Origin of the sequence: Kaustia mangrovi, assembly GCF_015482775.1 — a bacterium.
Taxonomy (GTDB): domain Bacteria; phylum Pseudomonadota; class Alphaproteobacteria; order Rhizobiales; family Im1; genus Kaustia; species Kaustia mangrovi.
The window spans coordinates 2,613,160-2,630,496 of record NZ_CP058214.1; the positions used below are offsets into that span (position 1 = coordinate 2,613,160).

22 protein-coding genes are annotated in these 17,337 nt (G+C 67.6%); 10 read left to right on the forward strand and 12 right to left on the reverse strand.

Features of this window, described 5'->3' with window-relative positions; all coding sequences use genetic code 11:
* Positions 1-36 precede the first annotated feature (36 nt).
* Positions 37-711 (forward strand): Smr/MutS family protein, encoded by a 675-nt coding sequence (locus HW532_RS12095; protein ID WP_213160726.1) that lies wholly within the window; start codon positions 37-39, stop codon positions 709-711.
* Positions 708-1,076 carry a helix-turn-helix domain-containing protein gene (locus HW532_RS12100; RefSeq protein WP_213160727.1) on the forward strand — a complete coding sequence of 123 codons (369 nt, stop codon included), beginning with the start codon at positions 708-710 and terminating at the stop codon, positions 1,074-1,076. The genes HW532_RS12095 and HW532_RS12100 overlap by 4 nt, the downstream gene beginning before the upstream one ends.
* Before the next feature lie 8 nt (positions 1,077-1,084).
* On the opposite strand, the gene hslU is transcribed toward HW532_RS12100, so the two are convergent.
* Positions 1,085-2,392: an ATP-dependent protease ATPase subunit HslU gene (hslU, locus tag HW532_RS12105; protein ID WP_213160728.1), complete on the reverse strand. Its 1,308-nt coding sequence runs from the start codon at positions 2,390-2,392 to the stop codon at positions 1,085-1,087.
* A 56-nt stretch (positions 2,393-2,448) separates the two neighbouring features.
* The gene (gene hslV / locus HW532_RS12110) at positions 2,449-3,054 is read right to left on the reverse strand and encodes an ATP-dependent protease subunit HslV (protein WP_213160729.1); all 606 of its coding nucleotides are present in this window, start codon (positions 3,052-3,054) and stop codon (positions 2,449-2,451) included.
* A gap of 184 nt (positions 3,055-3,238) precedes the next feature.
* Between hslV and hisB the strand changes: the two genes are divergently transcribed.
* The 8 genes from hisB (at position 3,239) to HW532_RS12150 (ending at position 8,540) form a co-directional block, all read left to right on the forward strand.
* A complete protein-coding gene (hisB, locus tag HW532_RS12115) occupies positions 3,239-3,832 on the forward strand; it encodes an imidazoleglycerol-phosphate dehydratase HisB (protein WP_213160730.1) in 594 nt (197 codons plus the stop codon).
* 10 nt (positions 3,833-3,842) lie between these two features.
* Complete coding sequence (locus HW532_RS12120) at positions 3,843-4,355, forward strand: DUF2628 domain-containing protein (protein ID WP_213160731.1); 513 nt, start codon at positions 3,843-3,845, stop codon at positions 4,353-4,355.
* The gene (gene hisH / locus HW532_RS12125) at positions 4,352-4,999 is read left to right on the forward strand and encodes an imidazole glycerol phosphate synthase subunit HisH (RefSeq protein ID WP_213160732.1); all 648 of its coding nucleotides are present in this window, start codon (positions 4,352-4,354) and stop codon (positions 4,997-4,999) included. Before HW532_RS12120 ends, hisH begins: the two co-directional genes overlap by 4 nt.
* A 45-nt stretch (positions 5,000-5,044) precedes the next feature.
* Entirely contained in the window at positions 5,045-5,782 is a 738-nt protein-coding gene (gene hisA / locus HW532_RS12130; protein ID WP_213160733.1) for a 1-(5-phosphoribosyl)-5-[(5-phosphoribosylamino)methylideneamino]imidazole-4-carboxamide isomerase, read from the forward strand.
* Positions 5,776-6,549, forward strand: coding sequence for an imidazole glycerol phosphate synthase subunit HisF (gene hisF, locus HW532_RS12135; protein ID WP_213160734.1), 774 nt, complete (start codon positions 5,776-5,778; stop codon positions 6,547-6,549). The genes hisA and hisF overlap by 7 nt, the downstream gene beginning before the upstream one ends.
* A gap of 130 nt (positions 6,550-6,679) precedes the next feature.
* Positions 6,680-6,997 (forward strand): phosphoribosyl-ATP diphosphatase, encoded by a 318-nt coding sequence (locus HW532_RS12140; protein ID WP_213164544.1) that lies wholly within the window; start codon positions 6,680-6,682, stop codon positions 6,995-6,997.
* A gap of 43 nt (positions 6,998-7,040) precedes the next feature.
* Positions 7,041-7,991: a type I pantothenate kinase gene (gene coaA, locus HW532_RS12145; protein WP_213160735.1), complete on the forward strand. Its 951-nt coding sequence runs from the start codon at positions 7,041-7,043 to the stop codon at positions 7,989-7,991.
* A gap of 183 nt (positions 7,992-8,174) precedes the next feature.
* Positions 8,175-8,540 carry an MmcQ/YjbR family DNA-binding protein gene (locus tag HW532_RS12150; protein WP_213160736.1) on the forward strand — a complete coding sequence of 122 codons (366 nt, stop codon included), beginning with the start codon at positions 8,175-8,177 and terminating at the stop codon, positions 8,538-8,540.
* Between the two features lie 269 nt (positions 8,541-8,809).
* Here the strand turns inward: HW532_RS12150 and HW532_RS12155 are convergent, their stop codons facing one another.
* The 10 genes from HW532_RS12155 to ubiE form a co-directional block, all read right to left on the reverse strand.
* The gene (locus HW532_RS12155; RefSeq protein ID WP_213160737.1) at positions 8,810-9,805 is read right to left on the reverse strand and encodes an adenosine kinase; all 996 of its coding nucleotides are present in this window, start codon (positions 9,803-9,805) and stop codon (positions 8,810-8,812) included.
* Positions 9,806-9,926: 121 nt separating this feature from the next.
* A complete protein-coding gene (locus HW532_RS12160) occupies positions 9,927-10,544 on the reverse strand; it encodes a DNA-3-methyladenine glycosylase I (protein WP_213160738.1) in 618 nt (205 codons plus the stop codon).
* A gap of 36 nt (positions 10,545-10,580) precedes the next feature.
* On the reverse strand, positions 10,581-10,868 hold the full coding sequence (locus HW532_RS12165) for a YciI family protein (protein WP_213160739.1): 288 nt from the start codon (positions 10,866-10,868) through the stop codon (positions 10,581-10,583).
* Positions 10,869-10,882: 14 nt separating this feature from the next.
* Positions 10,883-11,455, reverse strand: coding sequence for a TetR/AcrR family transcriptional regulator (locus HW532_RS12170; RefSeq protein ID WP_213160740.1), 573 nt, complete (start codon positions 11,453-11,455; stop codon positions 10,883-10,885).
* An 89-nt stretch (positions 11,456-11,544) separates the two neighbouring features.
* The gene (locus HW532_RS12175) at positions 11,545-12,078 is read right to left on the reverse strand and encodes a P-loop nucleotide/nucleoside kinase family protein (RefSeq protein ID WP_213160741.1); all 534 of its coding nucleotides are present in this window, start codon (positions 12,076-12,078) and stop codon (positions 11,545-11,547) included.
* Positions 12,079-12,122: 44 nt separating this feature from the next.
* The gene (locus tag HW532_RS12180) at positions 12,123-12,935 is read right to left on the reverse strand and encodes a HesA/MoeB/ThiF family protein (RefSeq protein ID WP_213160742.1); all 813 of its coding nucleotides are present in this window, start codon (positions 12,933-12,935) and stop codon (positions 12,123-12,125) included.
* Positions 12,936-13,071: 136 nt separating this feature from the next.
* Complete coding sequence (gene dut, locus HW532_RS12185) at positions 13,072-13,530, reverse strand: dUTP diphosphatase (protein ID WP_213160743.1); 459 nt, start codon at positions 13,528-13,530, stop codon at positions 13,072-13,074.
* Positions 13,527-14,756, reverse strand: a complete 1,230-nt coding sequence (gene coaBC / locus HW532_RS12190) for a bifunctional phosphopantothenoylcysteine decarboxylase/phosphopantothenate--cysteine ligase CoaBC (RefSeq protein WP_213160744.1) — start codon at positions 14,754-14,756, stop codon at positions 13,527-13,529. Before coaBC ends, dut begins: the two co-directional genes overlap by 4 nt.
* Before the next feature lie 112 nt (positions 14,757-14,868).
* Complete coding sequence (gene ubiB / locus HW532_RS12195; RefSeq protein ID WP_213160745.1) at positions 14,869-16,464, reverse strand: 2-polyprenylphenol 6-hydroxylase; 1,596 nt, start codon at positions 16,462-16,464, stop codon at positions 14,869-14,871.
* A gap of 24 nt (positions 16,465-16,488) precedes the next feature.
* Positions 16,489-17,292, reverse strand: coding sequence for a bifunctional demethylmenaquinone methyltransferase/2-methoxy-6-polyprenyl-1,4-benzoquinol methylase UbiE (gene ubiE / locus HW532_RS12200; protein ID WP_213160746.1), 804 nt, complete (start codon positions 17,290-17,292; stop codon positions 16,489-16,491).
* Positions 17,293-17,337: the final 45 nt, after the last annotated feature.

Here is a 17,337-nt window from a genome sequence, read left to right on the forward strand (position 1 = left end):
TGCGACGCCGGGACATCCGGCCGGGTTCTGAGGACAATGGCGAATCGAAAACGCGACAGCAAGGCGCCGGGCGGGCGCGGCGGCGTACCGGATTTCGATCTCTGGGTTCGCCTGACCGAAACGGTGACGCCGCTCAGGCGAAAGGCGAAAGCGAAGGCGATGAGCGCGCCGGCCGCGCTGGACAGCGCCGCCGGCAAGGCATCCGAACCGTCTCCTCCGGAACCTCGCAGGCAACCCGTCGCCGCGCCGCCCAAATCGCCGCCGCGCGGGGCGCTGCCCAAGGCCCCGTCTCCTCCACCGCCGCCGAAACTGCCGCCGCTGACCGGGCTCGACCGCCGGACCAGCCAACGGCTCATGCGCGGCCAGCTTCCCATCGAGGCGCGCCTCGACCTGCATGGCGAGACGGCCGAAACGGCACGGGTCAGGCTCTACGGGTTTCTCGCCAATGCGCGCGCCTCGGGGCGGCGCTTCGCCCTGGTGATCACCGGCAAGGGCCAGGCGCAATATGCCCGCCACACGCTGCACGGTTTCGAGGGATACGACACGCCGGAGCGTCAGGGCCGCCTGCGCCGGCTCGTGCCGCAATGGCTTCAGGAGCCGGAATTCCGGGCCCTGATCTCGGGCTTCCAGCCCGCCCATCCCAAGCATGGCGGGGGCGGCGCGCTCTATGTGCGCCTGCGCCGCGCCCAGCCGGGCCGCGACCGGGCATGACGCCCTTCGGCCAGAAGCTCCGCGAGCTGCGCGGCGAGCGCGGGGTGACCCTGAAGGAGATGGCCGCCGCCCTCGATGTGTCGTCGGCCTATCTCTCCGCTCTGGAACACGGCCGCCGCGGCCGGCCGAGCTGGTATCTGGTCCAGCGCATCATCGCCTATTTCAACATCATCTGGGACGATGCGGAGGAACTGGCCCGGCTCGCGCGCCTCTCCCATCCGCGCGTCACTATCGACACGAGCGGCCTCGATCCGCGTGCGACGGAACTCGCAAACCGCCTTGCCGACTGCATCGGCGAGCTCGACGGGGCCGAGCTCGAAGCGATGCTCGGCGTCCTCGGCGTAAAGGATCACGTCCAGGGCTGAAGCGTCCGTCAGAGGATGAACTTCGACAGGTCCGCATTGCGGGCGAGGTCGCCGATATGGGCGTCGACATAGGCCGCATCGACGGTGACGCTCTGTCCGGAGCTGTCGGTCGCGGTGAAGCTGATCTCGTCGAGCACGCGCTCCATCACCGTCTGGAGGCGCCGCGCGCCGATATTCTCCACCGTGGCGTTGATCTCCGCGGCGATCCCGGCAAGCGCGTCGATGCCGTCCTCGGTGAAGGTGAGCGTCACCTCCTCCGTCGCCAGGAGCGCGGTGTACTGCTTCACGAGGCTCGCTTCCGTCTCGGTCAGGATACGCCGGAAATCCTCCTTGGTGAGCGCGGAGAGCTCCACGCGGATCGGCAGCCGGCCCTGAAGCTCCGGCAGGAGGTCCGACGGCTTGGCGATATGGAAGGCGCCCGAGGCGATGAACAGGATGTGGTCGGTCTTCACGGGCCCGTATTTGGTCGACACGGTGGTGCCTTCCAGAAGCGGCAGCAGGTCGCGCTGCACGCCCTCGCGGCTGACATCGGCACCGGAACGCTCCGAGCGTGCGCAGACCTTGTCGAGCTCGTCGAGGAAGACGATGCCGTTGTTCTCGACCAGCGAGATGGCCTCCTGGACGAGCTGCTCCTCGTCGAGAAGCTTGTCGGACTCCTCCGCGATCAGCACCTCGTAGCTGTCGCGCACGGCCATGCGCCGCGCCTTGGTGCGCTGGCCGAAGGCCTTGCCCAGCATCTCGTTGAGATTGATCATGCCGACCTGCGCGCCGGGCATGCCGGGAATGTCGAAGGAGGGCATGCCGCCGCCGGTGTCGGCGACCTCCACCTCGATCTCCTTGTCGTCGAGCTCGCCGTCGCGCAGCTTGCGGCGGAAGCTGTCGCGGGTCGCATCGCTCGAATTCTTGCCGACAAGGGCGTCGAGCACGCGCTCCTCCGCGTTGAGATGGGCGGAAGCCTCCACCTCCTTGCGCTTCGTCTGGCGCACGAGCCCGATGCCGATCTCGGTGAGATCGCGGATCATCTGCTCCACGTCGCGGCCGACATAGCCGACCTCGGTGAACTTCGTCGCCTCGACCTTGATGAAGGGCGCATTGGCGAGGCGGGCGAGCCGGCGCGAAATCTCCGTCTTGCCGACGCCCGTGGGCCCGATCATCAGGATGTTCTTCGGCAGGACCTCCTCGCGCAAGCCCTCCTCCAGCTGCTTGCGCCGCCACCGGTTCCTCAGCGCAATGGCCACGGCACGCTTGGCGTCGTGCTGGCCGACAATGTAGCGGTCCAGTTCGGACACGATCTCGCGGGGGGAGAAGTCGCTCATCGGAAGGGTCTCGTCAGGGCTCGTCATTGGAAGCGGGGCGGAGTGCGTCTGCCAGGTCACGAGGGGGCGTCCAGGCTTTCCACGACCACCTTGTCGTTGGTGTATACGCAGATATCGGCGGCGATCGCCATCGCGCGCCGGGCGATGTCTTCCGCGCTCATCTCGCTGTCTTCGAGCGCGCGGGCGGCGGCGAGCGCGTAATGGCCGCCGGAGCCGATGCCCATCAGGCCGTTCTCCGGCTCCAGCACGTCGCCCGTGCCGGTGAGCACCAGGCTCGCGCGCGCGTCGGCCACGATCATCATGGCTTCCAGCCGGCGCAGATAGCGGTCGGTGCGCCAGTCCTTGGCGAGCTCCACGCAGGCGCGCAGGAGCTGCTGGGGATATTGCTCGAGCTTGCCCTCGAGGCGCTCGAACAGTGTCATCGCATCCGCCGTGGCCCCGGCGAAACCGGCGATCACGTTGCCCTGGCCGAGCGGGCGCACCTTGCGCGCATTGGCCTTGATGATCGTGTTGCCGAAACTCACCTGGCCATCGCCGGCGATCACCACCTTGCCGCCCTTGCGGATGGTCAGGATGGTGGTGCCATGCCACGTCGCTTGCTGATCGGATTGTGTCACGGAAAGTCCTTCTGATGATCTGGAGCGCGTCGGACGGGAGCACATTTATGCGTTCCGGCCCGGCTTGAAAAGGCTTGCGCGGCGATTGGCCCCGAAGCGGGCGACGCGCGCGGCCCCTTCCGCGTCCATGACGCACCTGCTAAAAGGGCGACGCTTGGGAGTGTCCGCGGGCAGGCCAGAGGCTTCGGGCCGCCCGGCGCACGCCCGTCCAGTGGAGGCATGACATCCGATGCGTCAGGCGAGCATCACGCGCAAGACACGGGAAACCGACATCGCCGTCGAGATCGATCTCGACGGCACCGGCAAGGCGGACATCGCGACCGGCATCGGCTTCCTCGACCATATGCTCGACCAGCTCGCCCGCCACGGCCTGTTCGACATCCGGGTGAAGGCCGAGGGCGACCTCCATATCGACATGCACCACACGACGGAGGATACCGGCATCGCCATCGGCCAGGCGGTCGCAAGGGCGCTCGGCGACAAGCGCGGCATCCGCCGCTACGCCCACGCCTATCTGCCGATGGACGAGGCGCTGACCCGCGTCGCGCTCGACATTTCGGGACGGCCCTTTCTCGTCTGGGAGGTGGCGTTCGACAGGCCCAAGATCGGCGACATGGACACCGAGCTGTTCCGCGAATGGTTCCATGCCTTCGCGCAGAATGCCGGCATCACGACCCATGTCGAGACGCTCTATGGCGAGAACAACCACCATATAGCGGAGTCGTGCTTCAAGGGTCTGGCGCGAGCCCTGCGCGAGGCGGTGGAGATCGATCCGCGGTCGAGCGACCGGGTTCCCTCCACGAAGGGCACGCTTGGCGAGTGAGCGAACGGCCATGAAGATCTATACCGTCCACCACCCGGCCGGCACGCCGGAGGGAATGCTGAGAGACCCGGAGAGCACCGTCCTGGTCAAGGAGGGGTTCTCCTGGCCGGCCTTCTTCATCCCGGCTGTCTGGCTGATCTACAAGCGCATGTGGATCGTGCTGGTGCTCTATATCGCGGCGAGCATCCTCGTGGCGATCCTGCTCGGCATCTACCACATTCCCGAATATCCCGGCGTGCTGGTCGCACTTGCCCTCAACCTGGCCATGGGGTTGGAGGGCAACGACCTGTTGCGCTGGACACTTGCCCGGCGCGGGCTCGACATGGTCGCGACCGTCGTCGGCCGCGATATGGGAGAGGCCGAGCACCGCGCCTTCGAGGCGGCGGTGGAGGGCGCCGGGCCGGCAATGGCCGCGCCCGCTCCGGCAGGCAGCCGTTCGGCGGCGCCATCCGTTCCGCGGCATCCGCGTTTCGCCGACACGCCGGACGATGGACTGTTTCCCGAGCCGGGACGACCGGCATGAGCGTGGCGATCGTCGATTACGGGTCGGGGAACCTGCGTTCGGCCTCGAAGGCCTTCGAGCGTGCCGTGCGCGACAATGGCCTCGATATCGCCATCGAGGTGACCGGCGATGCCGAGCGCGTCCGCCGTGCCGATCGCATCGTCCTGCCAGGCGTCGGCGCCTTCGCCGACTGCCGCGACGGGCTGAAGGCGGTGCCGGGCATGTGGGAGACGCTGGAGGAGCAGGTCCGGGTGAAGGGAAAGCCCTTTCTCGGCATCTGCGTCGGCATGCAGCTCATGGCCACGCGCGGGCTCGAGCACGGATCGTGGGACGGCTTCGGCTGGATTCCCGGCGAGGTGCGCCATATCGAGCCGGCGGGCGGCCTCAAGGTTCCCCATATGGGCTGGAACGTGCTTGCGCCGCTCAAGGATCACGCGCTGATCGACGGTATCGAGCTCGGACCCGACGGCTATCACGCCTATTTCGTGCATTCCTACCATCTCGTCGCGGAGACCCGCGACGACGTGGTGGCGGAAACCGACTATGGCGGCCCGCTCACGGCCATCGTCGCGCGCGACAACATGGCCGGCACCCAGTTCCACCCCGAAAAGAGCCAGGCGCTGGGGCTCGCCCTCATCGCGAACTTTCTCCGCTGGCGGCCCTGAACCGGAACGGACCCGAATCGACAAAGGAAGGCTCGAGGGATTTCGATGATCCTCTTTCCCGCCATAGATCTGAAGGACGGGCAGTGCGTGCGTCTCGTGAAGGGCGAGATGGCGTCGGCCACGGTGTTCAACGAGGATCCGGCCGCGCAGGCCAGGGCCTTCGAGGCGGCGGGGTTCGAGTGGCTCCACGTGGTGGACCTCAATGGCGCCTTCGAGGGCCGCAGCGTCAATGCGGACGCGGTGGAACGGATTCTCGCGACCGTTTCGTTCCCGATTCAACTGGGCGGCGGCATCCGCGACATGGCCGGCATCGAGGCCTGGCTGTCGAAGGGTGTCAATCGCGTGATCCTCGGCACGGTGGCGGTGCGCGATCCGGAACTGGTGCATGCCGCCTGCAGGGCCTTTCCGGGCCGGATCGTGGTTGGCATCGACGCCAAGGGCGGCAAGGTCGCCGTGGAGGGCTGGGCCGAGACGTCCAAGCTCGACGTGATCGATCTCGCCCGCCGCTTCGAGGATGCCGGCGTCGCGGCCATCGTCCATACCGACATCGACCGGGACGGCATTCTCTCCGGTCTCAATATCGAGGCGACGCTGGCGCTTGCCCGGGCGGTCTCCATCCCGGTCATCGCCTCGGGCGGTCTCGCCTCGCTCGACGATATCCGCCGGCTTCTCGAGCCCGACGCCGCCATCCTCGAAGGCGCCATCTCCGGCCGCGCCCTCTATGACGGCCGCCTCGACCCGGCCGAGGCGCTCGCCCTCATCGCGGAGGCGGCGGCATGCTGAAGGCCCGCATCGTTCCCTGTCTCGACGTGAAGGACGGCCGGGTGGTCAAGGGCGTGCGGTTCGTCGATCTCGTGGATGCCGGCGATCCGGTGGAGGCGGCGCGTGCCTATGATGCCGCGGGCGCCGACGAGCTGTGCTTCCTCGACATCACCGCAAGCCACGAGAACCGCGGCATCATCCTCGACGTCGTCCGGCGTACCGCCGAGCAATGCTTCATGCCGCTGACCGTGGGCGGCGGGGTGCGTACGGTGGAGGATATGCGCGCGCTCCTGCTCGCGGGCGCCGACAAGGTGTCGATCAACACCGCGGCGGTGACCGACCGCGCCTTCGTCGCCCGCGCGGCGGAGAAATTCGGCAGCCAGTGCGTCGTTGTCGCCGTGGACGCCAAGCGGGTCTCCGGGCCAGACGAGGCGCCGCGCTGGGAGATCTTCACCCATGGCGGGCGCAAGCCTACAGGCCTCGACGCGATCGAGTATGCGCGCGAGGTGGCCCGGCTCGGTGCCGGCGAGATCCTGCTGACCTCCATGGACCGCGACGGCACCGGCGAGGGTTTCGACATCGCGCTGACCCGGGCCGTGGCGGACGCGGTCCCGGTCCCCGTGATCGCCTCGGGTGGCGTCGGCACGCTCGACCATCTGGTGGAGGGCGTCCGCGACGGCCACGCCAATGCGGTGCTCGCCGCCTCCATCTTTCATTTCGGAACCTATACGATCCCGCAGGCGAAGGCCCATATGGAGGCAGCCGGCATCCCGATGCGGCTCAGGTGAGGCGCGCCCCGACGCCTCGATGCCGCCTCTTGGTGACAAGGGGCCGCGAAATCTGCTACTCGATTGGCCACCGCCGCCTGACGGACGGGCGGCCCAAGGGAAGTCGATGACGAGAACCGATGCCCACCGCATGGACGCGCTGTCGCGGCTTGCGGATCTGATCCATGAGCGCCGGGGCGCCGACCCCGCATCGTCCTATACCGCCAAGCTGCTCGATGAGGGCGTGGAGAAATGCGCCAAGAAGCTCGGCGAGGAGGCCGTGGAAGCCGCCCTTGCCGGCCTCAAGGGCGACCGCGACCATCTGACCATGGAGGCGGCGGACGTGTTCTATCACCTGCTCGTCCTCCTTGAGGCCACGGATGTCGGCCTCGACGACGTCATGGCGGAGCTCGACAAGCGCAGCGGAACAAGCGGGCTCGTCGAGAAGGCCAGCCGCAAGGTGCCCTGAGCCGACGGTCCCGATAACCAGCCGCTGCCCCTGTTAAGATCGCATGGACAACAAAGCCGCAGAAGTCTCGCCCTATCTCGTCTTCTCGCGCGCCGACTGGGCCAAGCTCAGGGCGGACACGCCGCTGACGCTGACGGAAGCGGAGCTACACGAGCTGCGCGGCATCAACGAGCAGGTCTCGCTCGGCGAGGTGGCCGACATCTACCTGCCCCTGTCGCGGCTCCTCAATCTCTATGTCGGCGCCATGCAGGGCCTGTTCCAGGCGACGCAGGACTTCCTGGGGCGCAATCACCACAAGGTGCCCTATGTCATCGGCATGGCGGGGTCTGTGGCGGTCGGCAAGAGCACGATGGCGCGCATTCTCCAGGCGCTTCTAGCGCGCTGGCCCGACCATCCGCGCGTGGCGCTGGTGCCGACCGACGGGTTCCTCCTGCCCAATGCGGTGCTCGAGCGCGAGGGGCTGATGACCCGCAAGGGCTTTCCGGAAAGCTACGACCTGCCGGCGATCCTGCGCTTCCTGTCGGATGTGAAGTCCGGCATGCGCAATGTCCGCGCGCCGATCTATTCCCATCTCTCATACGATGTGCTCGACGGCGAATGGATCACCATCGACCAGCCGGACGTCCTGATCGTGGAGGGGTTGAACGTGCTCCAGCCCGCCAAGCTCCCGCGCGACGGCAAGGCGATCCCGTTCGTTTCCGACTTCTTCGACTTCTCCGTCTATCTCGACGCCGACGAGGAGGTGCTGCGGCGCTGGTATGTCGAGCGCTTCTTCCGGCTGCGCGAGACGGCCTTCCGCGATCCGCGGTCCTATTTCCACCGCTATGCCGCGCTGTCGGACGAGGAGACGCAACAGACCGCGAACCGGATCTGGGAGACGATCAACCTCGTCAATCTGCGCGAGAACGTGGTGCCGACCCGGCAGCGCGCCGACCTCATCGTGCGCAAGGAAGCCGACCACACCATTCATCAGGTCTGGCTGAGGAAGCTCTAGAGTGCTTTCAGGAAAAGTGGAGACCACTTTTCCGGTTCGAAAGCGCGGCAATACAGGGATCTGGAGGGCATTGAGTGAACATGAGTTCACGAAATGCGCTCTAGCGCGTCCTGCCTTGCCGGTCGCGCTGCTATGATGACCGGCAATCCAGGGCGACAATCCAGGGACAAGGGGGCTGGCACGGTGACACTCGACGACTACAACGCCTTCTGCGCCTCGCTGCCCCACGCCACCCATGTCGTGCAATGGGGCGGCGCGCATGTCTGGAAGGTGGGCGGCAAGGTTTTCGCGATCGCCGGCTGGAGCAAGGGCGAGGACCTCGCCGTCACCTTCAAGTGCTCCGATCTCGCCTACGACATCCTCAAGGAGCAGCCGGGCCTGCGCCCCGCGCCCTATCTGGCCTCGCGCGGCTTCACGTGGATCCAGCGCGTTACGGGCGAGACGATGGATGCGGATGCCCTCAGGGACTACATCCGCGAAAGCCACCGGCTGGTCGCGCTGAAGCTGCCCAGGAAAGTGCAGGCCGAGCTCGGGCTGGGCGGCACTTAGAGCGGATTGCCCTCAAGTTGAAACAGACCGCTCGTCCCGGCGAAAGCCGGGATCTCAGGCGTTTTGGGCAATAGATCCCGGCTTTCGCCAGGATGAGCGGGAAGACATGCCGTTCAACCGGACCGCAATCCGCTCCAGGTCGAAAGGTTGGAGCATGATGCTGGAAAGTATACGTACCTTTCGAACAGCATCATGCTCCAGTCTCGACACCTCGGCCAAACCCGGACGCGTCATCCGTATCCCATGAGTGGCCGGGGCCGGTCCAAGGCCTACAGGATCGCGTGCTTGCGTGCGAGCGTGACGAGCTCGATCTCGGGGCGCGCGCCCATATGGCCGATGACCTCGGCGGCGGCAAGCGCACCGAGCTGGCCGCAGGTCTTGAGGTCCTGGTTGCGCGTCAGGCCGAACAGGAAGCCGGCGGCGAACTGGTCGCCCGCGCCGGTGGTGTCGACCACCTTGTCGACCGGGGCGGCGGGCACGACATGCACCTCCTGGCCCTCGACGATGACGCAGCCATGCTCGCTGCGGGTCAGCGCGGCGAGGCGGCAGTCCAGGCGCGCGGCCTGCAGCGCGTCGTCGAAGCTCTCCGTCTCGTAGAGCGAGCAGATCTCCACCTCGTTGGCGAAGAGGATGTCCACCTCGTCCTTGATGAGCTTGCGGAACTCCGTGCGATGGCGGTCGACGCAGAACGGGTCGGACAGCGACAGCGCCACCTGGCGGCCGGCGCCGCGCGCGATCCGCGCGGCCTTGACGAAGGCCTCCTTCGCCTCCGGCGGATCCCACAGATAGCCTTCCAGATAGGTGATACCTGCGCCGGCGACGGCATCCTCCTCGATATCGTCGGGCCCGAGCCCGATGCTCGCGCCGAGGAAGGTGTTCATGGTGCGCTGGCCGTCGGAGGTCACCAGGATGAGGCAGCGGGCGGTCGCCGCGCCATCGGTGGCGGGCGCGGTCTCGAACCTTGTGCCGAGCGCGCGGATATCGTGGCCGAAGACCTGGCCGAGCTGGTCGTCGCGCACCTTGCCCACAAAGGCCGTGGACGCGCCGAAGGAGGCCAGGCCCGCAATGGTGTTGGCGGCCGAGCCGCCGGAGATCTCCACGCCCGGCCCCATGGCCTCGTAGAGGCTCGTGGCCGTCTGCTCGTCGATCAGGTGCATGGTGCCCTTGTCGAGCTTGTGGGCGGCGAGAAAGTCGTCGTCGGTGCGGGCAAGCACGTCGACAATGGCATTGCCGATACCGAGGACGTCGGTCTTGGTATGTTGCATGAACTCGCTTTGCGGTTTCGTGTGAATTTCTCTTGCGAAGTACGCGCGCGAGTATAGGAAACGCCGCCGCCCATGCAAGGGAAGGCCCCGGACCGGGGCCGGCATTGTGCTTCGGCCGGCGTCAGCGGGTGCCGCCGGGCCGGTCGAACATGGCGCGTGCGCGCTCCGCCTCGGGCCGGATCGCACAATCCTCGACATGGTCGTTGACGAGCCCCATGGCCTGCATGAAGGCATGGACGGTGGTGGGCCCGACAAATCTCCAGCCGCGCGTCTTGAGGTCCTTCGACAGGGCGACGGAGGCGGCCGAGGTCGAGGCCGTCTGCGGTGCGCCGAGATCGCCGGGCGCGGGCTCGAAACGCCACAGATAGGCGGCGAGCGAGCCTTCCTCGCGCACGAGATCGCAGACCCGCCGGGCATTGTTGATGACCGCCTCGATCTTGCCGCGGTGCCGCACGATGCCCTCGTCGCCAAGCAGGCGCTCCACATCGCCGTCGCCGTAGCGCGCGATGCTGTCGAAATCGAATCCATCGAAGGCGCGGCGGAAGTTCTCCCGCTTGGCGAGGATGGTGCGCCAGCTCAGGCCCGACTGGAAGCTCTCCAGACAAAGTTTCTCGAACAGGCGGCGGTCGTCGCCGACGGGAAAGCCCCATTCCCTGTCGTGATAGTCGAGGAACTCCGGTGCCGCGCCGCACCAGCGGCAGCGCGGACGCCCGTCCGGTCCGGCAATCGTCCTGCTCATCGGGGCGGGCCTCCTTCGCCCGGGGACAGGGGCGTTTCAGCCCATGAGGAAGCCGAGCCGCTCGTCGGTGCGGGCGGGCGCGATCTCGAGGATTTCCGCGCGAACCACGTTTTCGGCGACGAAGGGATCCTCGTTCACCCTGCGCTCCAGCTCGGCCCGCGACAGGCCGTGGGCCAGGATGGCGCCACCCGCATCGGGCCTGAGGCTGCCGACGAGGAGGAACACGCCGTCCTCGACGCCTTTCTGGATCCAGGCCTTGTGGCCCTCCATGAGCGCGCCGGCGCTGGCCCTGTTCTCCGACATTCTGAGCAGACACATGAACATGGGATCGGTTTCCTTCAGGATGTTGCGATGCGGGCGTCGAGCCAGGCGGTCATGCTGTCGACCTCGCTGCGGATGAACTCCTCGTCGTGAAAGGCGTTGGCGAGCGCGGCCACGCCCTGGCTGCGCGCCAGGATGTGCAAGGCGAGCGCGTCGGCCTCGTCGGCGAGGCCGAGCAGCTCGAACTGACGCCTGAGCCAGTCGCGGAACAGCGCGAAGATGCCGTTTGCGTCCTGTCGGGCGACATGGTCGAGCTTGGCGAGCTCCGCGCAGAGCGTGCCGACGGGGCAGCCATAGGCCATGATCTTCGTGCGGTTGGCGATGAGGATGCGGATGAAGCTGCGGATCCGGTCGGCGGGATCGGCGCCATCCGCCTCCCACCGATCGAGCATGTCGCGCGTGCGCGTCACGCGCAGGGCGATCACGGCGTCCAGAATCTCGTCCTTCGCCTTGAAGTGATAATAGAAATTCCCCCGCGAGATCCGCACCATCCCGGCAATGTCGGCAAAGGAGGTGTGCTCGTATCCCTGCCGGTAGAACAGCTCGTCGGCTGCCTCGACAATCTGCTCGCGGGTGGTTTCGGCGCTCATGCGAACCGTCTCCGTGGGACAGTCGACAGGATTAGGACGGTTGACCTAGATCGAAGCATAGGACAAGCGTCCTAGGCCTGTCAAGACTGCTACGTCCGCGGCGGGCTCCCATGCTGGATGTCCGCCTGACGCAGGGCATCGACGATGGCGCCCACACTGTCTGCCACGGGACGTTCGGCGGTGTCGATCACGAGACGGGGGCGATCCCAGGTCTCGTATTCGCGGGACCGGACATCGGCCCAGCTCGGGGATTGCGGGCGGCTGGCCCGGCGCGTATCGAAGCGACGGCGATGCTCCGCCTCGTCGGAACAGACGACCTCGACCTCCAGAAGGCTCACCCCTTGTTCCCTAGCGACCGCCCGGTAGGCGTCACGGGTGAGCGCGATGGGATTGACGGAATCGGCAATCACCGTGAGGCCGAGCGCGAGATTGTCGGCGGCAAGCCGATATGCGACGAGATAGCCCTCTGGACCGATACTGGCTCGTGGTGCGAGACCGCCGGCCGTCCTGATCGCTGCCTCGATGGAATCGATGCGCAGGTAAACGGCGCCGATGTACTCAGCCAGCCGGGCAGCAATGGTGCTCTTTCCGGTACCGGGCAGACCGGCAAACACGATCATCATGAAAGGCTCTCCGGCTCGGGGGTGCGGGCTGGGCGGTCCGGCATCTACGCCGCCCTGTCGTGGCCGCTCAAATCGTGGATGGTGGGATTGCGGCCGTTGAGCGGATTGTCGGGGGCCCAGGAAAGCCGCGTCTCGTAGATGCTCGCCGACAGCGCGTCGTACATGACGAGCCGGCCCGCGAGCCCCTCCCCGATGCCGAGCAGCTCCTTGATGACCTCGATGGCCTGCATGGAGCCTATGATGCCGGTCAGCGCGCCGAGAATGCCGGCCTCCTCGCAGGTCGGCACCGTGCCCGGCGGCGGGGTTTCCGGGTGCAGGCAGCGATAGGTCGGCAACGGATTGCCGTCTTCGCCCGTCTCATAGGGCTTGAAGGTGGTCAGGTGGCCGTCGAACTGGCCGACCGCGGCGGAAACGAGCGGCCTGCGGGCGAGGAAACAGGCATCGCTGACCAGAAAGCGCGTGGCGAAATTGTCCGACCCGTCGGCGACGATATCGTAGGCGGAGACGAGCTCGAGCGCGTTCCGTGCGGTCAGCCTGTGATGGTAACAATTTACCTCGACATGGGGATTGATCTCCGCAAGGGTGCGCTTCGCGCTCTCCGTCTTGGGGCGGCCGACGCTGGACGTCGTGTGGATGATCTGACGCTGGAGATTGGACAGCGACACCTCGTCGTCGTCGATCACGCCGAGCGTGCCGACCCCGGCGGCGGCGAGATACATGAGCACCGGCGCGCCGAGCCCGCCCGCGCCGATCACAAGGACCTTCGCGCCCTTCAGTTTCTGCTGGCCCGCGCCGCCCACCTCCTTCAGGAGGATATGGCGGGCATAGCGCTCCAGTTCCTCGTCGCTGAATGCCATCGTGCCGGAGAAGGTAGGCGCTGGAGCAGTCTGCGTCCAGATGGGCGCGGGTTGCTCTGTACCTCAAGACAGATCGACCGAATTCTGCAATCGGGCGGACCCGCCCGATTGCGGGGTGATCCAGGAAGCCGGGCGATCAATGCTGGCCGGTGGAGCCGAAACCGCCATCGCCGCGTGCGGTCTCCTCCAGCATGTCGGCCTCCACCCAGTCGACGCGCGAGACCGGCGCGACGATCATCTGGGCGATCCGCTCGCCATGGGTGACGGTGAAGGGGTCCGCGCCGAGATTGACGAGCAACACCTTGATCTCGCCGCGATAGTCCGCATCGATGGTGCCGGGCGTGTTGAGGCAGGTCACGCCATGGCGCATGGCGAGGCCGGAGCGCGGGCGCACCTGCGCCTCGTAGCCCTCCGGCAGGGCGATGGCGAGGCCCGTCGGCACGAGCGCACGCTCGCCGGGCGCGAGCGTCACCGCACTGCCGTCCTCGAGAGCGGCGCGCAGGTCCATGCCGGCGGCGAGTGCCGTCTCATAGGCCGGCAGGGGCAGGGAGTGCGCATGCGCCAGCCGGCGGATCCTCACGGAGATCGCGGTCATTTCGCGGCCCGCCCTCCGGTTTCGGCGAGCGTGTCGGCGATGCGGTCCACGAGCCGGCGGGCGACCTCGTCCTTGCCGAGCTTCGGCCAGCTTTCCGCGCCCTCGGCGGTGACCAGGTGAACGGTGTTCTCCTGCCCGCCCATCACGCCGGTTTCCGGCGAGACGTCGTTGGCCACGATCCAGTCGCAACCCTTGGTCTCGAGCTTGGCTGTGGCGTTGGCCACCACGTTCTCCGTCTCCGCGGCGAAACCGATCACCAGCCGCGGACGCCCCGTCTTGCGCGAGGCGATGGTCCTGAGGATGTCCGGGTTCTCGGCGAGCTCGAAGGCGGTCGTCGCCTCCTTTGCCGTCTTCTTGAGCTTTTCCTCAGACCGTGACTTCACCCGCCAGTCGGCGACGGCGGCGGCGAAAATGCCGATATCGGCGGGAAGCGCCGCCTCGCAGGCGGCAAGCATCTCGTCTGCCGTCTCCACCTTGACGGTTTCGACACCGTCGGGCGGGGCGAGCGCCGTCGGCCCCGTCACGAGCACGGTGTCGGCGCCGAGCGCCTGCGCGGCGGCGGCCACCGCATAGCCCTGCCGGCCGGAGGAGCGATTGGCGAGGTAGCGCACCGGATCGATGGGCTCGTGCGTCGGCCCCGCCGTAACGAGCACGCGCACGCCCTCCAGCGGCCGGGCGCGCCGGCCCGACAGATGGCCGGCGATCGCGGCGACGATCTCTTCCGGCTCCGCCATGCGCCCGGGACCGAACTCCCCGCAGGCCATCGCCCCCTCGTTCGGCCCGACGACCAGGACGCCGTCGCGCTCCAGCATCGCCATGTTCCGCCGCGTTGCGGGGTGCGTCCACATGCGCACATTCATCGCCGGGGCGACGAGCACGCGCTTGTCGGTCGCAAGCAGCGTCGTGCTCGCGAGGTCGTCGGCCTGTCCGGTCGCCATCTTGGCCATGAGATCGGCGGTTGCCGGCGCGACGACCAGGAGATCGGCCTCGCGCGAGAGCTCGATATGGCCCATCTCCGTCTCGTCGGTCAGGCTGAAGAGATCGGTGAAGACCTTCTCCTCCGCCAGGCTCGCAAGCGAGAGCGGCGTCACGAACTCCGCGCCCGCGCGCGTCAGGATCACGCGGACACGGGCGCCCTGCGTCCTGAGCTGCCGGATCACGAGCAGGCTCTTATATGCGGCGATCCCGCCGCCGACGATCAGCAATATCCGCTTGCCGTGGAGCATCTTCGGGCTGTCCTTGCGAGAGGGGCGATGCGGGTGACGGTGTGCGATCCTAGCGCGTTTCGGTTTCGGATTGAATCGGCACGGGCTCCCTCCCCGCCCCGTCCGCCTCGCGTCAGAAGAGTTCGACGAGCGCGATGGCGACGAGCGCGAGCGCGCCGATCCACAGGGCGAGCCGGCTCGCCCATCCATGGCGGGCCTGGGCGGCGGCCAGCTCCTCCGTGGTCGTCGCGTCGAGCCTGATGCCGCCCGATTTCGCCATGTCGGCCAGCATGTGGGTGGTGCGTTCCGCCTCCGTGAGGAGCTCCGGCAGGCCGGTGACGAGGCGCCCCAGCGTCGCCGCGCCCTCCGCGGCCTCGTGGATGCGCCCTTCGGGCCCGAGCGTGTGCTCCACCCATTCGCGCAGCACCGGCCCCGCCGTCTCCCACATGTTCAGACGCGGATTGAGCGTGCGTGCCACACCCTCCACCACCACCATGGTCTTCTGCAGGAGCAGGAGCTGGGGCTGGGTGTGCATGTTGAACTGCTCGGTGACGTAGAAGAGCTGACCGAGGAGCCGCGCCATGGAGATCTCGTCGGCGCTCCTGTCGAGGAGCGGCTCGCCGATGGCCCTCAGCGCCTGGGCGAACACCGCCGGCGACTGGTCGCCCGGCACGTAGCCCGCCTCGAAATGAACCTCGGAGACGCGCATGTAGTTACGCGTGGTGAAGCCCCACAGGATTTCCGCGAGGAAGCGCCGCTCCTTCAGCCCGAGCCGGCCCATTATGCCGAAATCGACCGCCACGATTGTGCCGTCCGGGTCGACGAACAGATTGCCCTGATGCATGTCGGCATGGAAGAAGCCGTCGCGGATCGCATGCCTCAGGAAACTCTGCATGACGGTGTCGGCGAGCGCCTCCAGATCGTGCCCCTGCGCCTTCAGCGCCTCGATGTCGCCGAGCGGCGTGGCCTCGACCCATTCGGTGGTGAGCACGCGGCGCGAGGTTCGCGTCCAGTCGACATCGGGCACGCGGAAGCCGGCGTCGTCGGCGGTGTTGGCCGCCATTTCCGAGATCGCCGCGGCCTCCATGCGCAGATCCATCTCCAGCCGTACCGACTGGGCGAGCGTCTCGACGGCCTCCAGCGGGCGCAGGCGGTGCACCGCCGGCTGGACGCGCTCGGCGAGGCGGGCGGCGAAGAAGAAGCTGTCGAGATCGCTGGAGAAGCGCTCCTCGATGCCGGGTCTCAGGATCTTCACCGCCACGTCGCGCGGCTTGTCCTCCTCCCCGTTGCGGGGAATCGTCCGGGCGCGGTGCACCTGGGCGATGGAGGCGGCGGCCACGGGCTCGCCGAATTCGGAGAACAGCGTGTCCGGTTCCGCGCCGAGACCGGACCGGATCTCCGCAAGCGCCTCCTCGCGCGAGAAGGGCGGCAGCCGGTCGCGTAAGGAAGCGAGCTCGTCGGCATGGGCGGCGCCGACGATATCGGGCCTGGTGGCAAGGAACTGGCCGAGCTTGATGTAGCTCGGCCCGAGCTCGGTGATCGCGGCGGCAAGCCCCTTGTCGTCGCGCCGCCTCAGGGCGATGCGGCTGGCCATCTTGGCAGCCCCCATGAGCTGGCGCGCGGAGGCCGGCAGGTCGGTGAACTGCTCGGTCGGCCCGAAGGCGTCGTGACGGGCGAGGATCAGCATGGCGCGGGCGAGACGCAGGCTATGGCGGATGGCGGTCAGCATGGGTCGGTTCGCTCCGCGCGGTCCTCAGATCCGCCAGCCGGAATGGATCGCCACGATGCCGCCCGACAGGCTGCGATAGGTCGCGCGGGAGAAGCCGGCCGCGGCGATCATGGCCTTGAAGGCCTCCTGGTTGGGGAAGGTGCGGATGCTCTCCACAAGATAGCGATAGGGCGCGCCGTCGCCGGTGACGATCTTGCCGATGGCGGGAATGGCGGTGAAGGAATAGGCGTCGTAGAGCGCGTCGAGGCCGGGAATGTCGACCTCGGAGAACTCCAGGCACAGGAACCGGCCGCCCGGCTTCAGAACGCGATAGGCTTCCGCGAGAGCGCGGTCGATATGGGTGACGTTGCGGATGCCGAAGGCGATCGTATAGGCGTCGAAGCTCCTGTCGGGGAAGGGCAGCGCCTCCGCATTGCCGACCGAGAAGCGGCAGCGCCGGGCGAATCCCGTCTGCTGCATCCGCCGCCGGCCCTCCGCCAGCATGTCGGGCGAGATGTCGCATAGCGTCATGCGGCAGTTCCGCCCGGCGGCCTGAAGGATGCGCTGGGCGATGTCGCCCGTGCCGCCCGCGACGTCGAGCACGGCATAGGGGGCCGGTCCCTTCGGCGGCGAGAGCCAGGCCACCATGTCGTCCTTCCACAGCCGGTGAAGCCCGCCGGACATGAGGTCGTTCATGATGTCGTAGCGGCTGGCGACGCGCGCGAAGACCTCGTTGACGAGCCCCTGCTTCTCGCCTTCCGCGACCCGGCGATAGCCGAAGGCCACATCGGGGGTCTCCGCCCCGTGTGCCGTGTCTCCTCCGGCGTCCCTGTTCGGTTTGTGTGTCATGGCGGCGCGACCATAGCGCAGGCCCGCCCGGAACGCTATTGGCGC

Excerpts from the sequence above, each read along its gene's own strand:
- hisB (WP_213160730.1), top strand. The coding sequence starts at position 3,239 with ATGCGTCAGGCGAGCATCACGCGCAAGACACGGGAAACCGACATCGCC.
- dut (WP_213160743.1), bottom strand. The coding sequence starts at position 13,530 with ATGACCGCGATCTCCGTGAGGATCCGCCGGCTGGCGCATGCGCACTCC.
- HW532_RS12095 (WP_213160726.1), top strand. The coding sequence starts at position 37 with ATGGCGAATCGAAAACGCGACAGCAAGGCGCCGGGCGGGCGCGGCGGC.
- ubiE (WP_213160746.1), bottom strand. The coding sequence starts at position 17,292 with ATGACACACAAACCGAACAGGGACGCCGGAGGAGACACGGCACACGGG.
- hslV (WP_213160729.1), bottom strand. The coding sequence starts at position 3,054 with ATGTGCTCCCGTCCGACGCGCTCCAGATCATCAGAAGGACTTTCCGTG.
- HW532_RS12165 (WP_213160739.1), bottom strand. The coding sequence starts at position 10,868 with ATGTTCATGTGTCTGCTCAGAATGTCGGAGAACAGGGCCAGCGCCGGC.
- HW532_RS12170 (WP_213160740.1), bottom strand. The coding sequence starts at position 11,455 with ATGAGCGCCGAAACCACCCGCGAGCAGATTGTCGAGGCAGCCGACGAG.
- coaA (WP_213160735.1), top strand. The coding sequence starts at position 7,041 with ATGGACAACAAAGCCGCAGAAGTCTCGCCCTATCTCGTCTTCTCGCGC.
- hisA (WP_213160733.1), top strand. The coding sequence starts at position 5,045 with ATGATCCTCTTTCCCGCCATAGATCTGAAGGACGGGCAGTGCGTGCGT.
- HW532_RS12155 (WP_213160737.1), bottom strand. The coding sequence starts at position 9,805 with ATGCAACATACCAAGACCGACGTCCTCGGTATCGGCAATGCCATTGTC.
- HW532_RS12140 (WP_213164544.1), top strand. The coding sequence starts at position 6,680 with ATGGACGCGCTGTCGCGGCTTGCGGATCTGATCCATGAGCGCCGGGGC.
- hisH (WP_213160732.1), top strand. The coding sequence starts at position 4,352 with ATGAGCGTGGCGATCGTCGATTACGGGTCGGGGAACCTGCGTTCGGCC.
- ubiB (WP_213160745.1), bottom strand. The coding sequence starts at position 16,464 with ATGCTGACCGCCATCCGCCATAGCCTGCGTCTCGCCCGCGCCATGCTG.
- HW532_RS12120 (WP_213160731.1), top strand. The coding sequence starts at position 3,843 with ATGAAGATCTATACCGTCCACCACCCGGCCGGCACGCCGGAGGGAATG.
- HW532_RS12180 (WP_213160742.1), bottom strand. The coding sequence starts at position 12,935 with ATGGCATTCAGCGACGAGGAACTGGAGCGCTATGCCCGCCATATCCTC.
- HW532_RS12100 (WP_213160727.1), top strand. The coding sequence starts at position 708 with ATGACGCCCTTCGGCCAGAAGCTCCGCGAGCTGCGCGGCGAGCGCGGG.
- hisF (WP_213160734.1), top strand. The coding sequence starts at position 5,776 with ATGCTGAAGGCCCGCATCGTTCCCTGTCTCGACGTGAAGGACGGCCGG.
- hslU (WP_213160728.1), bottom strand. The coding sequence starts at position 2,392 with ATGAGCGACTTCTCCCCCCGCGAGATCGTGTCCGAACTGGACCGCTAC.
- HW532_RS12175 (WP_213160741.1), bottom strand. The coding sequence starts at position 12,078 with ATGATGATCGTGTTTGCCGGTCTGCCCGGTACCGGAAAGAGCACCATT.
- coaBC (WP_213160744.1), bottom strand. The coding sequence starts at position 14,756 with ATGCTCCACGGCAAGCGGATATTGCTGATCGTCGGCGGCGGGATCGCC.
- HW532_RS12160 (WP_213160738.1), bottom strand. The coding sequence starts at position 10,544 with ATGAGCAGGACGATTGCCGGACCGGACGGGCGTCCGCGCTGCCGCTGG.